Here is a 13,772-nt window from a genome sequence, read left to right as displayed (position 1 = left end):
GACAACTGGAATCACAATCCAGCGCTCTACCAACTGAGCTACGCCCACCATATTGCATTACAGCCTACTTGCTTGCCAAAGCTGCCTAAGTGGCGCACCCGGCAGGACTCGAACCTGCGACCATCCGCTTAGAAGGCGGATGCTCTATCCAGCTGAGCTACGGGCGCTTAAGCATGAAGCCTAACCGAACGAGAAGTTTTGCAGGCTGCTGCCAAACGGCTCATTCTGCCCGACTTCGCCAACCAGTGCTAGGCTGTGTCCGACAAGTGCGGCGAATCTTATAGGCGACCCTGTAGGTCGTCAACACCTTTTTCAAAAAAATATAAATTATTGAAGGGGTTAGGGCATTTGCCCGACCACCCGCCTTTGCCCTTGGCCGATGTCGTGCGAGAATGCGCCCTCTTTATTGTTTCCTTCTCGATGGTTAATCACGCGTCTATGACTGCACACCTAATCGATGGCAAGGCGATCGCCGCCAAGCTGCGCCAGCAGATCGCTCAACGTGTCGTGGAGCGGCGCCAGCAGGGCCTGCGTACACCGGGGCTGGCAGTGATCCTGGTCGGCACCGACCCTGCCTCCCAAGTCTATGTCTCGCACAAGCGCAAGGACTGCGAAGAAGTCGGCTTTATCTCCCAGGCGTTCGACCTGCCCAGCCAGACCACCCAACAAGCACTGACCGAACTCATCGACCGCCTCAACGATGACCCAGCCGTCGATGGCATTCTGCTGCAGTTGCCACTGCCGGCGCACCTGGACGCCTCACTGCTGCTCGAGCGCATTCGCCCGGACAAGGACGTGGACGGTTTCCACCCTTACAACATCGGTCGCCTGGCCCAGCGTATCCCGCTGCTGCGCCCGTGCACACCCAAGGGCATCATGACCCTGCTCGAGAGCACCGGTCAGGACCTGTACGGCATGAATGCCGTGATCGTCGGCGCCTCCAACATCGTTGGCCGGCCTATGGCCATGGAGCTGTTGCTCGGCGGCTGCACCGTGACCGTCTGCCACCGCTTCACCCAGGACCTGGCTGGCCACGTTGGCCGTGCTGACCTGGTGGTCGTGGCTGCCGGCAAGCCGGGGCTGGTCAAGGGTGAATGGATCAAGGAAGGTGCCATCGTGATTGATGTGGGCATCAACCGCCAGGAAGACGGCAAGCTGGTCGGCGATGTGGTCTACGAGACCGCCCTGCCCCGCGCCGGCTGGATCACCCCGGTGCCAGGCGGCGTCGGGCCGATGACCCGGGCCTGCCTGCTGGAAAACACCTTGTATGCAGCAGAAGAGCTGCACGGCTGATACTGTTGGCCATCCACAACGGCACCTCATGCAGGTGCCGTTTTTTTTGCCTTGCATTTGAGCAGCCGCTAATCGCCGGGTAGCTGGCAAGCAGATTGCAATCCAATACGTTGCACTGTGCAGCAACCCCCGCGTGCGGTTCGTCAAAACCACTGCACGCACCGTAGTAGAGCCCGGGCCACTGGAGTGCACCACAACTGGTCAGACCGGTAAGGCCAAAAACCCTTGCATTGCAGAATATTTCGGGGTTTTATGACCACGCGCTGAACAAACCGGTAAGACCACAATAATTAAGTCCTGCGCTCTTTCGCCCCGTGCGGCTATCGAAGCAAGGACACCGATCAGAGATCACTTCCATGCTCAAATGGTGCTCGCGTTCGATCTTTCTTCAAGTCGTGCTAGGCCTCGCCCTCGGCGTCGTCTGCGGACTCAGCTTCCCCGACCTTTCCCTGCAACTCAAACCCTTGGGCGACGGCTTTATCAAGCTGATCAAGATGCTCATCGGCCTGATCGTCTTCTGCGTGGTAGTGAGCGGTATCTCCGGCGCAGGTGACCTGAAGAAGGTCGGCCGCATCGGCCTGAAATCGGTGATCTATTTCGAGGTGTTGACCACACTGGCCCTGGTTATCGGCCTGGTGTTCGCCTTCACCAGCGGGATCGGTACCGGTGCCAACATTCATCTGGACCAGCTGTCCAGCGCCGACGCCAGCAGCCTGGCGGAGCGCGGCCAGCACATCCATGGTGCCACCGCCTTCTTCATGGACCTGATCCCCAACTCGGTGGTCGGGGCCTTCGCCGACAACAATATCCTGCAAGTGCTGCTGTTCTCGGTACTGTTCGGCAGTGCACTCAACCTGGTGGGTGACTCGGCGGCCGGCATCTCGCGCCTGATCAACGAGCTGAGCCATGTGATCTTCCGCATCATGGGCATGATTGTGCGCCTGGCGCCCATTGGCGTATTCGGTGCCATCGCCTTCACCACCAGCAAGTACGGCCTTGAATCGCTGCAGCACCTGGGCGGCCTGGTAGCGTTGTTCTACCTCACCTGCGCAGGGTTCGTGCTGATTGTACTGGGCACCGTGATGCGCTTGTCTGGCCTCAAGCTGCTGCCCCTGATCAAATACCTGCGTGAAGAGCTCACCATCGTGCTGGGCACCGCCTCGTCCGACGCCGTGCTGCCACAGATCATGCGCAAGCTGGAGCATCTGGGCATCGGCAGTTCCACGGTGGGGCTGGTGATTCCTACCGGCTACTCGTTCAACCTCGATGGTTTCTCCATCTACCTCACCCTGGCCATCGTATTCATCGCCAATGCGACGGGCACGCCGCTGGAAATGACCGACCTGCTGACCATTTTGCTGGTGTCACTGGTGACTTCCAAAGGCGCTCACGGCATCCCAGGCTCTGCACTGGTGATTCTGGCGGCGACCTTGACCGCCGTGCCGGCGATACCGGTGGTTGGCCTGGTGCTGGTACTGGCTGTGGACTGGTTCATGGGCATCGGCCGGGCGCTGACCAACCTGATTGGCAACTGCGTCGCCACGGTGGCCATTGCACGCTGGGAAAAGGACATCGACCTTGAGCGGGCCAACAATGTGCTCGACGGCAAACCCGGCTTTGCGCACACACCCCGCAAACAACCAGGCCCCCATCAACAGGACTTTTGAAAGCGTGCGGCCGGCCCCCGTGCCGGCCCTCCAAGGAGCGAACTTTGATCAGCTCATCCACCGTCGTCAATTCAGTGGTTGAAAAACTGCGCCAGGCCCTGGCCAGGGGCCAATGGCGCAGCGGCGACATGCTGCCTGGCCAGCGCGAGCTGGCCGAGCAAATGGGCATCAGCCGGCCGAGCCTGAGAGAGGCGGTAACCGTTCTGGAAACCCTGGGCCTGGTCAGATCATTGCCAGGCAAAGGCGTACTGGTGCTCGACGGTGAGGGTGCAGTCCAAGAACGTACCCTGGACACCGGCGCAGCGGCGAGCCTTGCCGATGTGCTGGAGCTGCGCTACACCCTGGAGCCGTTCATCGTCGGCCTGGTGGCGCAATCGGCCAACAGCCAGGACATTGGCCAACTACGCCTGACCCTCATGGACATGCGCGAAGCACTGGAGGCGCACGACAGCGAGGCGGGGGTAAAAGCCTACATCGCTTTCCACGAAGCGCTGTTCGCCCTTACCACAAACCCGATCTTCCAGAGCGTGGTGCAACAAACCGGCAACGCCCTCAAGCAGAGCGCCGACATGCTGCGCAACTCACCGGAGCATCTGGCAGCGCGGCTGAAAGAAAATGAAGCCGTGGTGCGCGCCATACGCGAACGCAGCAGCGCGCAAGCCAGCGCGCAGATGCGACAGCACATTCTGGCAGAAGGGCTGCGTATGGGTATTGCCCTGAATGTACCCGATGAGCACCCGACCCCTTGACCCCAGGAGAGCGACGATGAACGGCGCCCACCCTTTGCCTGCCCTGCTTGCTGCGGGGGAAACCCGGCTCTCGGCCGAGCAGATCTACCCGCGGCTGTTCGATGCGATCCTCGAACAGCGCTTGCCGCCCGGCAGCCTGCTACCCGAACAGGCTCTGGGCCATGCTTTTGGCGTCAGCCGTACGGTCATTCGCCGGGTACTTGGGCGCCTGTGCGACCAACAAGTGGTGGTGCAACGCCCTAGCCACACGGCACACCTGGCGGCGCCCGACCCTGAGCAGGCACGCCAGGTGCTGAGCGCCCGGCGCCTGGCCGAAACCACCTTGATTACCCTGGCGGCCGAACGTGCCCGGCCAGCGCAGGTGCGCCAGCTTCGCCAGTTGGTAGAACGCGAACGCCAGCACCACGACAATGGCGAGCGCTGCGCAGCCATCCGGCTGGGCGGCGAGTTTCATCTCAAACTGGCGCAGGTGGCGGCCAATGCCCCGCTGGCGCGCTTTCTCAACGGGCTGGTACCGATGACCTCGCTGATCATCGCCCGCTACGAATCCCCCTGCTGCGACCACTGTGCATGGCAGGAGCACGCCGCGATCATCGATGCGGTGGAGCAAGGCGACGCGCCCGCTGCGCTGGCACTGATGCACAAGCACCTCGACCGGCTTGAAGGCAAGCTCCAACTGGGTTGAGCAGTGGGCGGCGCCGGATCAACGCCTGATCAGGCAGGCGCCATGGCTGACGCTGGCAGGCCGAACAGCCGGTCGAATGCCCAGTTGTAGGCAAAGGTGTAGCACGGCACCAGGATGATGAACGCCATGTCTACCAGCAGCGCCTCCATAAGGGTCATGCCTAGCCACCAGGCAATCAGCGGTATCAGGTAGATCACCAGCGTCAGCTGGAAGCCGATGGCATGCACGATGCGCCTTGCCACACTGCGCCCACGCGTACGCTGGCGGCTTTCCCAATACTCGAACACCGTGTTGTAGATCAGGTTCCAGAGCATGGCGATGGTGGTGATCATCACCGCCAGCGGGCCAGTGTGGGACGCCTGGGTGTCAGACAGGTAAGCGAGCCCGAGCGTGGACATGCACAACCCAATCAACTCGTAGAACGTCACATACACCAGCTTGCGTTTCAGACCCTGCACAGCGCTTTCCTCCAACATCACGACATGATTGCGCGAAGTTTGCTTCACCCTGCTTGACAGTAAAAGTCAGCAGCTGTCAGATGAGCTGACAGGAGAGCCCGATGAATTTTTCCAGCGACAATATTCAGCTGTTTCTGAGCGTACTCGACCAAGGGTCGTTCTCAGCGGCCGCACGCACACTCAAGCGCGTACCCTCAGCTGTGAGCATGGGGATTGGCAACCTGGAGGCCGAGCTTGGCTACAGCCTGTTCGAAAGGGGCGCACGGGAAGTGCGCCCCACCGCGCAGGCCTTGGCGCTGGAGCCGCATGCCCGGCTGATAGCCGAGCAACTGGGGTTGCTGCAGGTGCATGCGCTGGAGTTGTCGCGAGGGCTGGAAAGCAGCCTCACGCTGGCGGTAGCCCCTGATATCGACCACGGCCCGCTGCTGGCGGCCATCGCCCGGCTGGGCGAACGCTATCCCCTGCTGGACATTACCTTGCTCAGCGCCCCTCAGGAAGAAGCGCTGCAATTGCTGGACAGCGGTCGTGCAGACCTGTGCGTGGCCTTCGCCGGTTTGCAGGTGGAGGGCCACCGCGGCTTTCAATTCATAGGTGAAGAGTCGCTGGTAGCGACCCTGGCCCCTGCTCACCCTGCCCTGGACGGCGGCGCCATACACTACCTGGAGGACCTGACCCGGATTCGACAGATTCTGGTGCGCAGCCGCGACCTGCCGTTGGCCGACCCCCGCCCCCTGATCGGCGCCGCGCATTGGTCCACCGACAGCTTTGACCTTGCCCTGCAGATGGTCCAGGCCGGCCTGGGCTGGGGCGACCTGCCACTGTCCCGGGTGGCGCCGTTGCTGGCCAGCGGCCGGCTGGTGAGGCTGCACTTTCGCAACACACGCAACGCGCTGCAGCTGCCGGTGCATATCCTCTGGCGCAAGCAGCAGCCGCTGCAACAAGCTGCGCGGCTGCTGATCGAACAGCTGGCAGCCTGCTGAACGCCGTTTGTCGAAACGCCCTTAAGAAATTTCCGTAGGTGTATCAACCTTTTACCGGGTGAGCCGATACCCCGGTCGACAGGCCCCGCAGTGCGTCATGAGCGCACGGCGCCCTCCCCTCATTGGCTCAAGGTCTCGAAACATGAACCTGAAATTTCGCCACAAGATCCTGCTCAGCGCCTGCGGTGTCGTGGTGCTGGCATTCGCCCTGTTCACCCTCTACAACGATTATCTGCAACGCAACACCATCCGCCAGAACATCGAAGCTTCGGTGGAGCAGTCGGGAGCGCTGACGGCGAGCAGCGTGCAAAACTGGATGGGCGGCCGCATTCTGGTGCTGGAAAACCTGGCACAGGATATTGGCCTGCTGGGCGCCGGCAACGAGCTGGCCGGGTTGATCGAGCAGCCCTCGTACACTCGCAACTTCCTCTTCACCTATTTCGGCCAGGCCAACGGCAGCTTCACCCAGCGCCCCGATGCACAGATGCCCGCAGGTTATGACCCCAGGCAGCGGCCATGGTATGGCGTGGCTGCCAGCGCAGGGCAGACTGTACTGACAGCACCCTACCAAGGTGCCGTAGGCGGCCTGATGGTAACCGTCGCCGTGCCCGTCAAAAGCAAGGTCAATGGCGAGATGATGGGCGTGGTGGGGGGCGACGTGAGCCTCGATACCCTGGTCGAAATCATCAACTCGGTCGACTTTGGCGGCATTGGCCACGCCTTCCTGGCAGACAGCACTGGCCAGGTGATCGTGAGCCCCGATAAAGACCAGGTCATGAAGAACCTGAAAGACATTTACCCCGGCAGCAACCTGCGGGTCGCTGCAGGCATGCAGGATGTCACCCTCAACGGCCAGGAGCGCCTGATTTCGTTTGCTCCGGTTGCCGGCCTGCCGTCGGCGCAATGGTACATTGGCCTGTCGATCGACAAGGACAAGGCCTACGCCGCACTCAGCCAGTTCCGCACCTCTGCAATCATTGCAATGCTCATCGCCGTGGCGGCCATCGCCGCTGTGCTCGGCCTGCTGATCCCGGTGCTGATGCGGCCGCTGACGACCATGGGCCGTGCGATGCGCGATATTGCCGAGGGCGAAGGCGACCTCACCCGCCGCCTGGTGGTGCAGAACCAGGATGAGTTCGGTGAGGTGGCAGCCTCCTTCAACCGGTTCGTCGAACGCATTCATGCGTCCATCAGCGAAGTATCGTCGGCCACGCGCCTGGTTCACGACCTGTCCGAGAAAGTGGTCAGTGCATCCAACGCGTCCATCAATGGCTCTGAAGAGCAGAGCATGCGCACCAACAGCGTGGCCGCAGCGATCAACGAGCTGGGGGCTGCGACCCAGGAAATTGCCCGCAATGCCGCCGATGCATCGCAGCACGCCAGCGGCGCCAGCGAGCAGGCCCATGGTGGCCGGGCGGTTGTCGAAGAGGCGATCAGCGCCATGACCGCCCTGTCGCAACGCATCAGCGAGTCCTGCGCGCAGATCGAGACGCTCAACGCCAGTACCGATGAAATCGGCAAGATCCTCGACGTGATCAAGGGCATCTCCCAACAGACCAACCTGCTGGCCCTCAACGCGGCAATCGAGGCCGCACGTGCGGGTGAAGCGGGCCGCGGGTTCGCCGTGGTGGCCGACGAAGTGCGCAACCTGGCACACCGTACCCAGGAGTCGGCAGAAGAAATCCACCGCATGATCACCAGCCTGCAGGTGGGTTCGCGGGAGGCCGTGCACACGATGAACACCAGCCAGGTGTCCAGCGAGCAGACGGTACAGGTTGCCAACCAGGCGGGAGAGCGCCTGGCCAGCGTTACCCAGCGGATCGGTGAAATCGATGGCATGAACCAGTCGGTCGCCACCGCTACCGAAGAGCAGACAGCTGTTGTCGAAAGCCTGAACCTGGACATCACACAGATCAACGCGCTGAACCAGCAAGGGGTGGAGAACCTTAATGAAACCCTGCTGCACTGTGACCAGCTGGCTCAGCAGGCCGGGCGCCTGAAGCAACTGGTGGGCAGCTTCAGGATCTGACCCAGTGGGGGTGGCGCAACCTGGCGCCACCCCTGGTTATAACCTAATAACGAACAAGTCTATTTGGCTATAAAAAAATCTATATGCTGGCTGCATCCGATAACGGGCAAAGCTGGGCAGTCGAGTAGCGTATGGATGTAGGTTCTTTTGGGTTCACCATTGCAGGGCTGGTTGTAGGCTTCATCGTCGGCATGACCGGGGTAGGTGGCGGCTCGCTGATGACCCCGATCCTGTTGTGGTTCGGCATCAACCCGGCCACGGCCGTTGGCACCGACTTGCTCTACGCGGCCATCACCAAGGCCAGCGGCGTGTGGGTACATGCGCGCAACAAGAACATCGACTGGAAGATAACGGGCCTGCTCAGCCTGGGCAGCGTGCCGGCCGCGGCACTGACCCTGTGGTTTCTCAGCACCCTGCACACAGACACCACGGCGGTGAACGCCATCATCAAGCAGGGCCTCGCTGTGGTGTTGATCCTCACCGCGCTGGCGATCCTGTTCAAGTCCCGCCTGCAGGCCTTTGCCAGCCGCCATGCCGGCGACCATTATCACCTGAGCGACCGCAGCCTCAATACCCTGACCATCCTCACGGGCGTGGTACTGGGCGTGATGGTCACGCTCACGTCCATCGGCGCCGGTGCGTTGGGCACGGTGGCGCTGTTCCTGCTCTACCCTTTCCTGATCACCCGTCGCCTGGTAGGCACAGAGATCGCCCACGCCGTCCCGCTTACCCTGGTGGCCGGCCTGGGGCATGCCGGCATGGGCAACATGGACTGGTCACTGCTGGGTTATCTGCTGCTGGGTTCGTTGCCAGGCATCTACCTGGGCAGCCATCTCACCGGGCGGATCTCGGACCGTGTGCTGCGCCCCTGCCTGGCTGCGATGCTGTTGCTGATCGGCTATAAGCTGGCGTTTTGAGGCTCAGCTGACCCGCAGGCGCCACTGACCGGTACTGGCGAGCTGCAGGCGCGATAATGGCAGGATGTCGATGCGCTGGGCTGCACTGAGTGGGCAGCCCAGCACCTGCACCAGCACAGCGCGTATTACCCATGGGTGAGTCACTGCCAACCACGCCCCAGGCCTGTCGAAGGTTACCAGCCATGCCGCCATGCGCTGGCACACCGCAGCGAAGGACTCGCCACCGTGCACCGTGCTGGCCGGGTCCTGCAGCCAGTCAGCAAGCGCCTGCGGTTGCTCTGCCTGCAACTGCTTCAGCGGCATCCCCTGCCAGTCACCGAGGTCGCAATCGGCCAACAACGGCGCTACCCGTGCGTGTCCGAACCTGCTTGCCGTTTCGCGCGCGCGCTGCTCGGGTGCTGTGATCACGTGTGTATCTGGCGGCGTCTCGAAGGCTTGCCAGGCTGACTGGACCAGGAGGTCGCCAGGTGCGGGCAGGCGCCCGGCCTTCTGCGACTGGGTCAAGGCATGGCAAACGAGGGTAAGGTGCGTGGCTTTCAATGCTGAGGTCTCGCGGAAACAAGCGTACGGTTTAGCACGCCTGCTGCCCGGACATCAAAGGCAGCCGCCCCAGGAGCGGGGCGGCCGGTGCGTCAGAAGTTGATATTCAATGCCATGAACAGCGCCCTGCCCGGCTGGTTGTAGGTGTTGGCACCAGAGGTGCTGGCATTGCCACCGCGCAGGATCTGCTTGTCGAAGACGTTGTTCACTCCAACGCGCACATCGTAGTTGGCATTGAATGCGTAGCCTGCACTGACATCCACCAGGCCGTAGGCGTCTACATCCTGCTGCGCACTGGTATCGTAGTCCTGTTGGGTGCGGTAGTTGTAGGATGGCGACTTCTGCTTGCCGAACCAGGTCCCCGCCACCTGCAACGACAGCTGCTCGGTAGCGCGCCAGTCCAGGGTGGTATTGACGGTGAAGCGCGGGATGACCGAGAGCGGCTCGCCGGTCTCACGGCTATGGTTGTCCAGCATCCAGGTGAGGTTGGTATTCCAGTCCAGGGTGGGCGTCAATTCGACGAAGTAGTTGCCCTCGATGCCCTCCACGCGCGCCTTGCCGGCGTTGTCCCACTGGGTCACACGGCTACCTGTGCCGAGGGTATACAGCACATCGGTATCGCCGATGATCTTGTTTTTATAGTCATTGCGGAAGTACGTGGCACTGGTGCGCCAGCTGCCTTGGTCGTATTGCAGCCCGATTTCCTTGTTGACGCTGATTTCAGGCTTGAGGTCCGCATTACCCTGCAGGTAGCAACCGCCCCGGTTGGTTTGCAGGACACTGCAGCCGTTGCCTCGGCTGTACAGCAGGTAATTGGGGTTCGACTGGTACAGGTTCGGGGTCTTGTAGGCCCGTGCGATGCCACCCTTGAGCGACAATGCGTCGGTCAGCTTGTGGGAAAGGTTAAGGCTGGGGCTGAAGTTGTCGCCGAAGGTTTCGTGGTGGTCGAAACGCAGGCCAGGCGTGACGGTCGTGTTGCCAACCACGATGTTGTCTTCGACGAAAAACGCATGGCTGCGGGCCGTCATCTTGGAGTTGCTGCGCTCGAAGCCGGCAATACTTCCACCCCCGGCAGGGTCAGAACTCTGCGGGCGTAACGAGCCTTGGTCATTGAGCGCCTCGTACAGGTACTCGCCACCCAGGGTCAGTACGTGTTCGGTGCTGCCCAGTGCAAACGGCAGGTTCACCTCACTGCTCAACCGGGTGTTGCGCAACCGCGACATGGCAGCGCCTTCGCCACTGGGGGCACCCTCCGTGCGGCCTGCCAGGCCTTCGTTGAGGCGCCAGTTACGGACGTACTCGTAGCCTAGCGAGGTTTTGCTGGTGCCCCAGGTGAAATCCCCAAGGTGCGTGAGATCGTAAGTGCTGCGCTGCATGACATTGGTTTCATGGCCATACAGGCTGGAAACAAAATCGACATCACCACCGCCGTTGCTGTTCATGGTATCGCCCGCGAACACATTGCCCTGACGGCTGTAGCCCGCACTGGCTTCGAGACGATGCTCATCGTTAAGCCTCAAGCTCGCCAGGCCATTGATGTCCTTGTTGCGCACACCTTCGCGGCCCGCCACCAACGCGCTGGTGGCGTGGCCGTCGTTGATGTCCAGGTCGTCGGCATCGGTTTTGGCCAAACCCCCGTAAACCCGCAGGCCAAGGTTTTCGGTAAGGCCGCCGCTCAGGTTGAAGTTGGCCCGCCGGCTGGCGCCTTCGGCGCTGTCTTCAGGCAATTGGGTGTACAGGCTCACGCCACCCTTGAGTTCATCGGAAGGGCGCTTGGTGATGATGTTCACCACCCCGCCCATGGCGCCTGAGCCATAGCGGGCAGCAGCCGGACCGCGCAGGATCTCGATGCGCTCGACTGCCTCGGCCGGCACCCAGTTGGTTTCCCCACGGGTGTCACGGTCGCCGTTCCAGCCATAACGTACCGCGTTGCGGGCGTTGGAGGGCTTTCCGTCGATCAAAATCAAGGTGTTTTCCGGGCCCATGCCGCGCAGGTCGATCTGCCGGTTGTTGCCCCTCGCACCGCTTGCACTGTTACCGGTCAGGTTCACACCCGGCTCGCGGCGGATGATATCGGACAAGTCATTGGCTGGTGGGTGGCGCTTGATGTCTTCAACCGTGATGATCGAGGTGCCCAGTGCTTGCCGGGCCTCACGCTCGGCTGTGATCAGTGTGTCCTGAATCACCAGGGCGTTGTCGGCAGATGGGGCATTCAGAACCTCACCCTTATCGTCGGTCGAGGTGGCGGTGGCCATCACGGCCGGTGACACCAGCGAGAAAAGCACCAGGGCCAGGCTGTTGGGTGAAGTTCTGCACTGCATCGGTACATCTCCTGCTGTTCAAGGGCGAAACGGCGCACCCGGGGTCACCGGGAGCCCTCGCCCACCGGCCCGCACTGCTCGAGTGGCCAACAGGGATGGAAAATACATTTATTCTCAATTGTGTTTATATCGTATTTACGAAATTTACACCTTCCCAGGGAACCTTATGCCAGGCTGCGACCTACGTTCACAGGGGTTGCATGCCCCATGCACCCTCGCCGTCCAAGCGCAGTCGATGGGTATGCAGCCCGGCGAGCGTACTGCGGTGCCCCACACTGACAAGCAAGGCGCGTGGCATGTGCTGCCGAAGCAGGGAATACATGGCGTGTTCCAGGCCCTCGTCCATTGCCGATGTGGACTCATCGAGAAACACCACCTCAGGGCGATTGAACAGTACGCGTGCGAAGGCAAGACGCTGCTGTTCACCGAGGGACAGCACGCCCGACCAATCACATTGAGTGTCCAACTGTTCGCGCAGGTGGCTCAGGCTCACCTGGCTCAGCACCTGCGCCACCCGCTGTTCATCACTGAGCGAGTAAGTGGCCGGGTAAGCGATGATGGTGCGCAGGTTCCCCAAGGGCAGGTATGGGCGCTGTGAAAGGAACAGCGCATGCAGGCCTGGAGGACGCCGCACCGCACCGTCAGCATAAGGCCACAGACCAGCCAGCGCGCGTAGCAGCGTGGTCTTGCCGCTGCCCGAAGCACCCTGAATCAACAGTGCATGGCCAGCACGCAGGTCCAGATCGAGGTCTGAGATCAGCGGGATGCCGTCCGGGCGCCTGACCTGCAAGCCCTCAACAAGCAGCCCATCGGGCTGGTCGCTCACCTCGGTGCGGGGTAACGCCCTGGCCTGCTGATTAGCATTTAAAAAGCCGGTCAGACGATTCAGGGTGGCACGGTACTGGGCAAATGCATCGTAGGACTCACGGAAGAACGACAGCGAATCTTGTACCTGACCAAACGCCTGCGAGGTCTGCATCACATCGCCCAGCTTGATCGCACCACTGAAAAACCGGGGTGCCTGGAGAATGAAGGGGAACACCACTGCAACTTGGCTTACCCCCAGGTTGAAACCGCTGAACTTGAGGTTTCTGAAAACAAGCGCCCAGGCATTGAGGATCAATGCGCCGAACCGGCCTAGCAGCGTGTGTCGCTCAAGCGTGCCACCTTGATAGAAAGCGATGTTCTCCGCGTTCTCGCGCATGCGCATCAAGGCGTAACGGAAGTTGGCGGTGAGTTTTTCGTTGAGGAAGTTGAGCTTGATGAGTGGCTTACCCAAGCGGAAGGCTACCCAGGTGGCCAATAGCACGTACACGTACACTGCAAACACCATGGCCCTGGGGATGTCGATACCGGAAACCGTCAGCGGCGCCGATAACCCCCAGAGGATGCCGGTAAAGGCGACCAGTGAAACCAAAGCGCTCACAGCCCCTAAGGCCAGCGTCAGGGAGCTGCTGACGAACACGCTGGCATCCAGCTCGATCCGCTGATCCGGGTTGTCCACGGGCTCACTCACGAAACGACCTCGGTAGTAGGCGTCGTCCTGGGTCCAGTCACGGGTCAGGCGCTCGGTAAGCCAAACCCTCCACCTGATGCTGAAAGCCTGGCTAACGTAGAAAGCGACCAACGAGCGCAGCACGTGGATGGTTGCCAGTATCGCGAACACGCCAAGCAGTGACCAGAACGCAGTTTGGTCAAGGCCCTGCAGCGCACTGTAGAAGCCGTTGTACCAGTAAGAAAACAGCACTTCCAGGCGGACCGAAAACAGCGTCAGTATCAGCAGCGCAGCGAAGCCCAGCAGGGGCTTCCAGCTGCGCCTGGGGTTGAAATACGGGCCTGCCACCTGCCAGAACTGCTGCCCCCAGCGCGCGTAGCGAACAGCCAGAGCCGCCGCGATGGCGAAGCAGGCGAACGTAATAAACGAGGCAATTGCAAGCCAGGTCAGGCTCTGTTGCAGGGCCTGGTGCCAGTTCATTTCCATGGTGAAGTACCCTTGCGGAGTTTCCGCGAGCGTAGCACCGGCCCAGCAGGCATCAGGCATAGATGACGCAGGTTTCATGTTTGCGCCAGGGTTTAATAACCCACAAAGACAAAACCCCTACCTGCATACGCAGATAGGGGTTTTGCGAAATG

The 13,772-nt window shown here is 61.4% G+C and carries 11 protein-coding genes and 1 tRNA gene; 7 read left to right on the top strand and 5 right to left on the bottom strand.

Features of this window, described 5'->3' with window-relative positions; genetic code table 11:
- Window positions 1-90 precede the first annotated feature (90 nt).
- Window positions 91-167: transfer RNA gene (locus tag IAE33_RS23765), tRNA-Arg, on the bottom strand.
- A 271-nt stretch (window positions 168-438) separates the two neighbouring features.
- Between IAE33_RS23765 and folD the strand changes: the two genes are divergently transcribed.
- The 4 genes from folD (at window position 439) to IAE33_RS23745 (ending at window position 4,394) form a co-directional block, all read left to right on the top strand.
- The gene (gene folD / locus IAE33_RS23760) at window positions 439-1,293 is read left to right on the top strand and encodes a bifunctional methylenetetrahydrofolate dehydrogenase/methenyltetrahydrofolate cyclohydrolase FolD (protein WP_028634546.1); all 855 of its coding nucleotides are present in this window, start codon (window positions 439-441) and stop codon (window positions 1,291-1,293) included.
- 356 nt (window positions 1,294-1,649) lie between these two features.
- Entirely contained in the window at window positions 1,650-2,960 is a 1,311-nt protein-coding gene (locus tag IAE33_RS23755) for a C4-dicarboxylate transporter DctA (protein WP_201165632.1), read from the top strand.
- 44 nt (window positions 2,961-3,004) lie between these two features.
- Window positions 3,005-3,709 carry a FadR/GntR family transcriptional regulator gene (locus IAE33_RS23750; RefSeq protein ID WP_201165631.1) on the top strand — a complete coding sequence of 235 codons (705 nt, stop codon included), beginning with the start codon at window positions 3,005-3,007 and terminating at the stop codon, window positions 3,707-3,709.
- Window positions 3,710-3,725: 16 nt separating this feature from the next.
- A complete protein-coding gene (locus IAE33_RS23745; RefSeq protein ID WP_028634549.1) occupies window positions 3,726-4,394 on the top strand; it encodes a GntR family transcriptional regulator in 669 nt (222 codons plus the stop codon).
- Window positions 4,395-4,423: 29 nt separating this feature from the next.
- Here the strand turns inward: IAE33_RS23745 and IAE33_RS23740 are convergent, their stop codons facing one another.
- Window positions 4,424-4,852, bottom strand: coding sequence for a PACE efflux transporter (locus tag IAE33_RS23740; protein ID WP_201165630.1), 429 nt, complete (start codon window positions 4,850-4,852; stop codon window positions 4,424-4,426).
- Window positions 4,853-4,953: 101 nt separating this feature from the next.
- On the opposite strand from IAE33_RS23740, the gene IAE33_RS23735 reads away from it, so the two are divergent.
- The 3 genes from IAE33_RS23735 (at window position 4,954) to IAE33_RS23725 (ending at window position 8,778) form a co-directional block, all read left to right on the top strand.
- Window positions 4,954-5,832, top strand: coding sequence for a LysR family transcriptional regulator (locus IAE33_RS23735; protein ID WP_201165626.1), 879 nt, complete (start codon window positions 4,954-4,956; stop codon window positions 5,830-5,832).
- A gap of 142 nt (window positions 5,833-5,974) precedes the next feature.
- Window positions 5,975-7,861, top strand: a complete 1,887-nt coding sequence (gene mcpA, locus IAE33_RS23730; protein WP_201165625.1) for a methyl-accepting chemotaxis protein McpA — start codon at window positions 5,975-5,977, stop codon at window positions 7,859-7,861.
- 131 nt (window positions 7,862-7,992) lie between these two features.
- Entirely contained in the window at window positions 7,993-8,778 is a 786-nt protein-coding gene (locus tag IAE33_RS23725) for a sulfite exporter TauE/SafE family protein (protein ID WP_028634553.1), read from the top strand.
- 3 nt (window positions 8,779-8,781) lie between these two features.
- Here the strand turns inward: IAE33_RS23725 and IAE33_RS23720 are convergent, their stop codons facing one another.
- From IAE33_RS23720 to IAE33_RS23710, 3 genes are all read right to left on the bottom strand, one after another.
- Window positions 8,782-9,234, bottom strand: coding sequence for a histidine phosphatase family protein (locus IAE33_RS23720; RefSeq protein ID WP_442967401.1), 453 nt, complete (start codon window positions 9,232-9,234; stop codon window positions 8,782-8,784).
- 176 nt (window positions 9,235-9,410) lie between these two features.
- Entirely contained in the window at window positions 9,411-11,639 is a 2,229-nt protein-coding gene (locus IAE33_RS23715) for a TonB-dependent siderophore receptor (RefSeq protein ID WP_201165623.1), read from the bottom strand.
- Between the two features lie 187 nt (window positions 11,640-11,826).
- Window positions 11,827-13,620 carry an ABC transporter ATP-binding protein/permease gene (locus IAE33_RS23710; protein ID WP_201165621.1) on the bottom strand — a complete coding sequence of 598 codons (1,794 nt, stop codon included), beginning with the start codon at window positions 13,618-13,620 and terminating at the stop codon, window positions 11,827-11,829.
- Between the last annotated feature and the right edge of the window lie 152 nt (window positions 13,621-13,772).

It is taken from the genome of Pseudomonas sp. S60, assembly GCF_016647865.1.
GTDB lineage: Bacteria > Pseudomonadota > Gammaproteobacteria > Pseudomonadales > Pseudomonadaceae > Aquipseudomonas > Aquipseudomonas parafulva.
The sequence above is the reverse complement of the archived record's forward strand: the minus strand, read 5'-3'. Positions and strand labels throughout refer to the sequence as shown.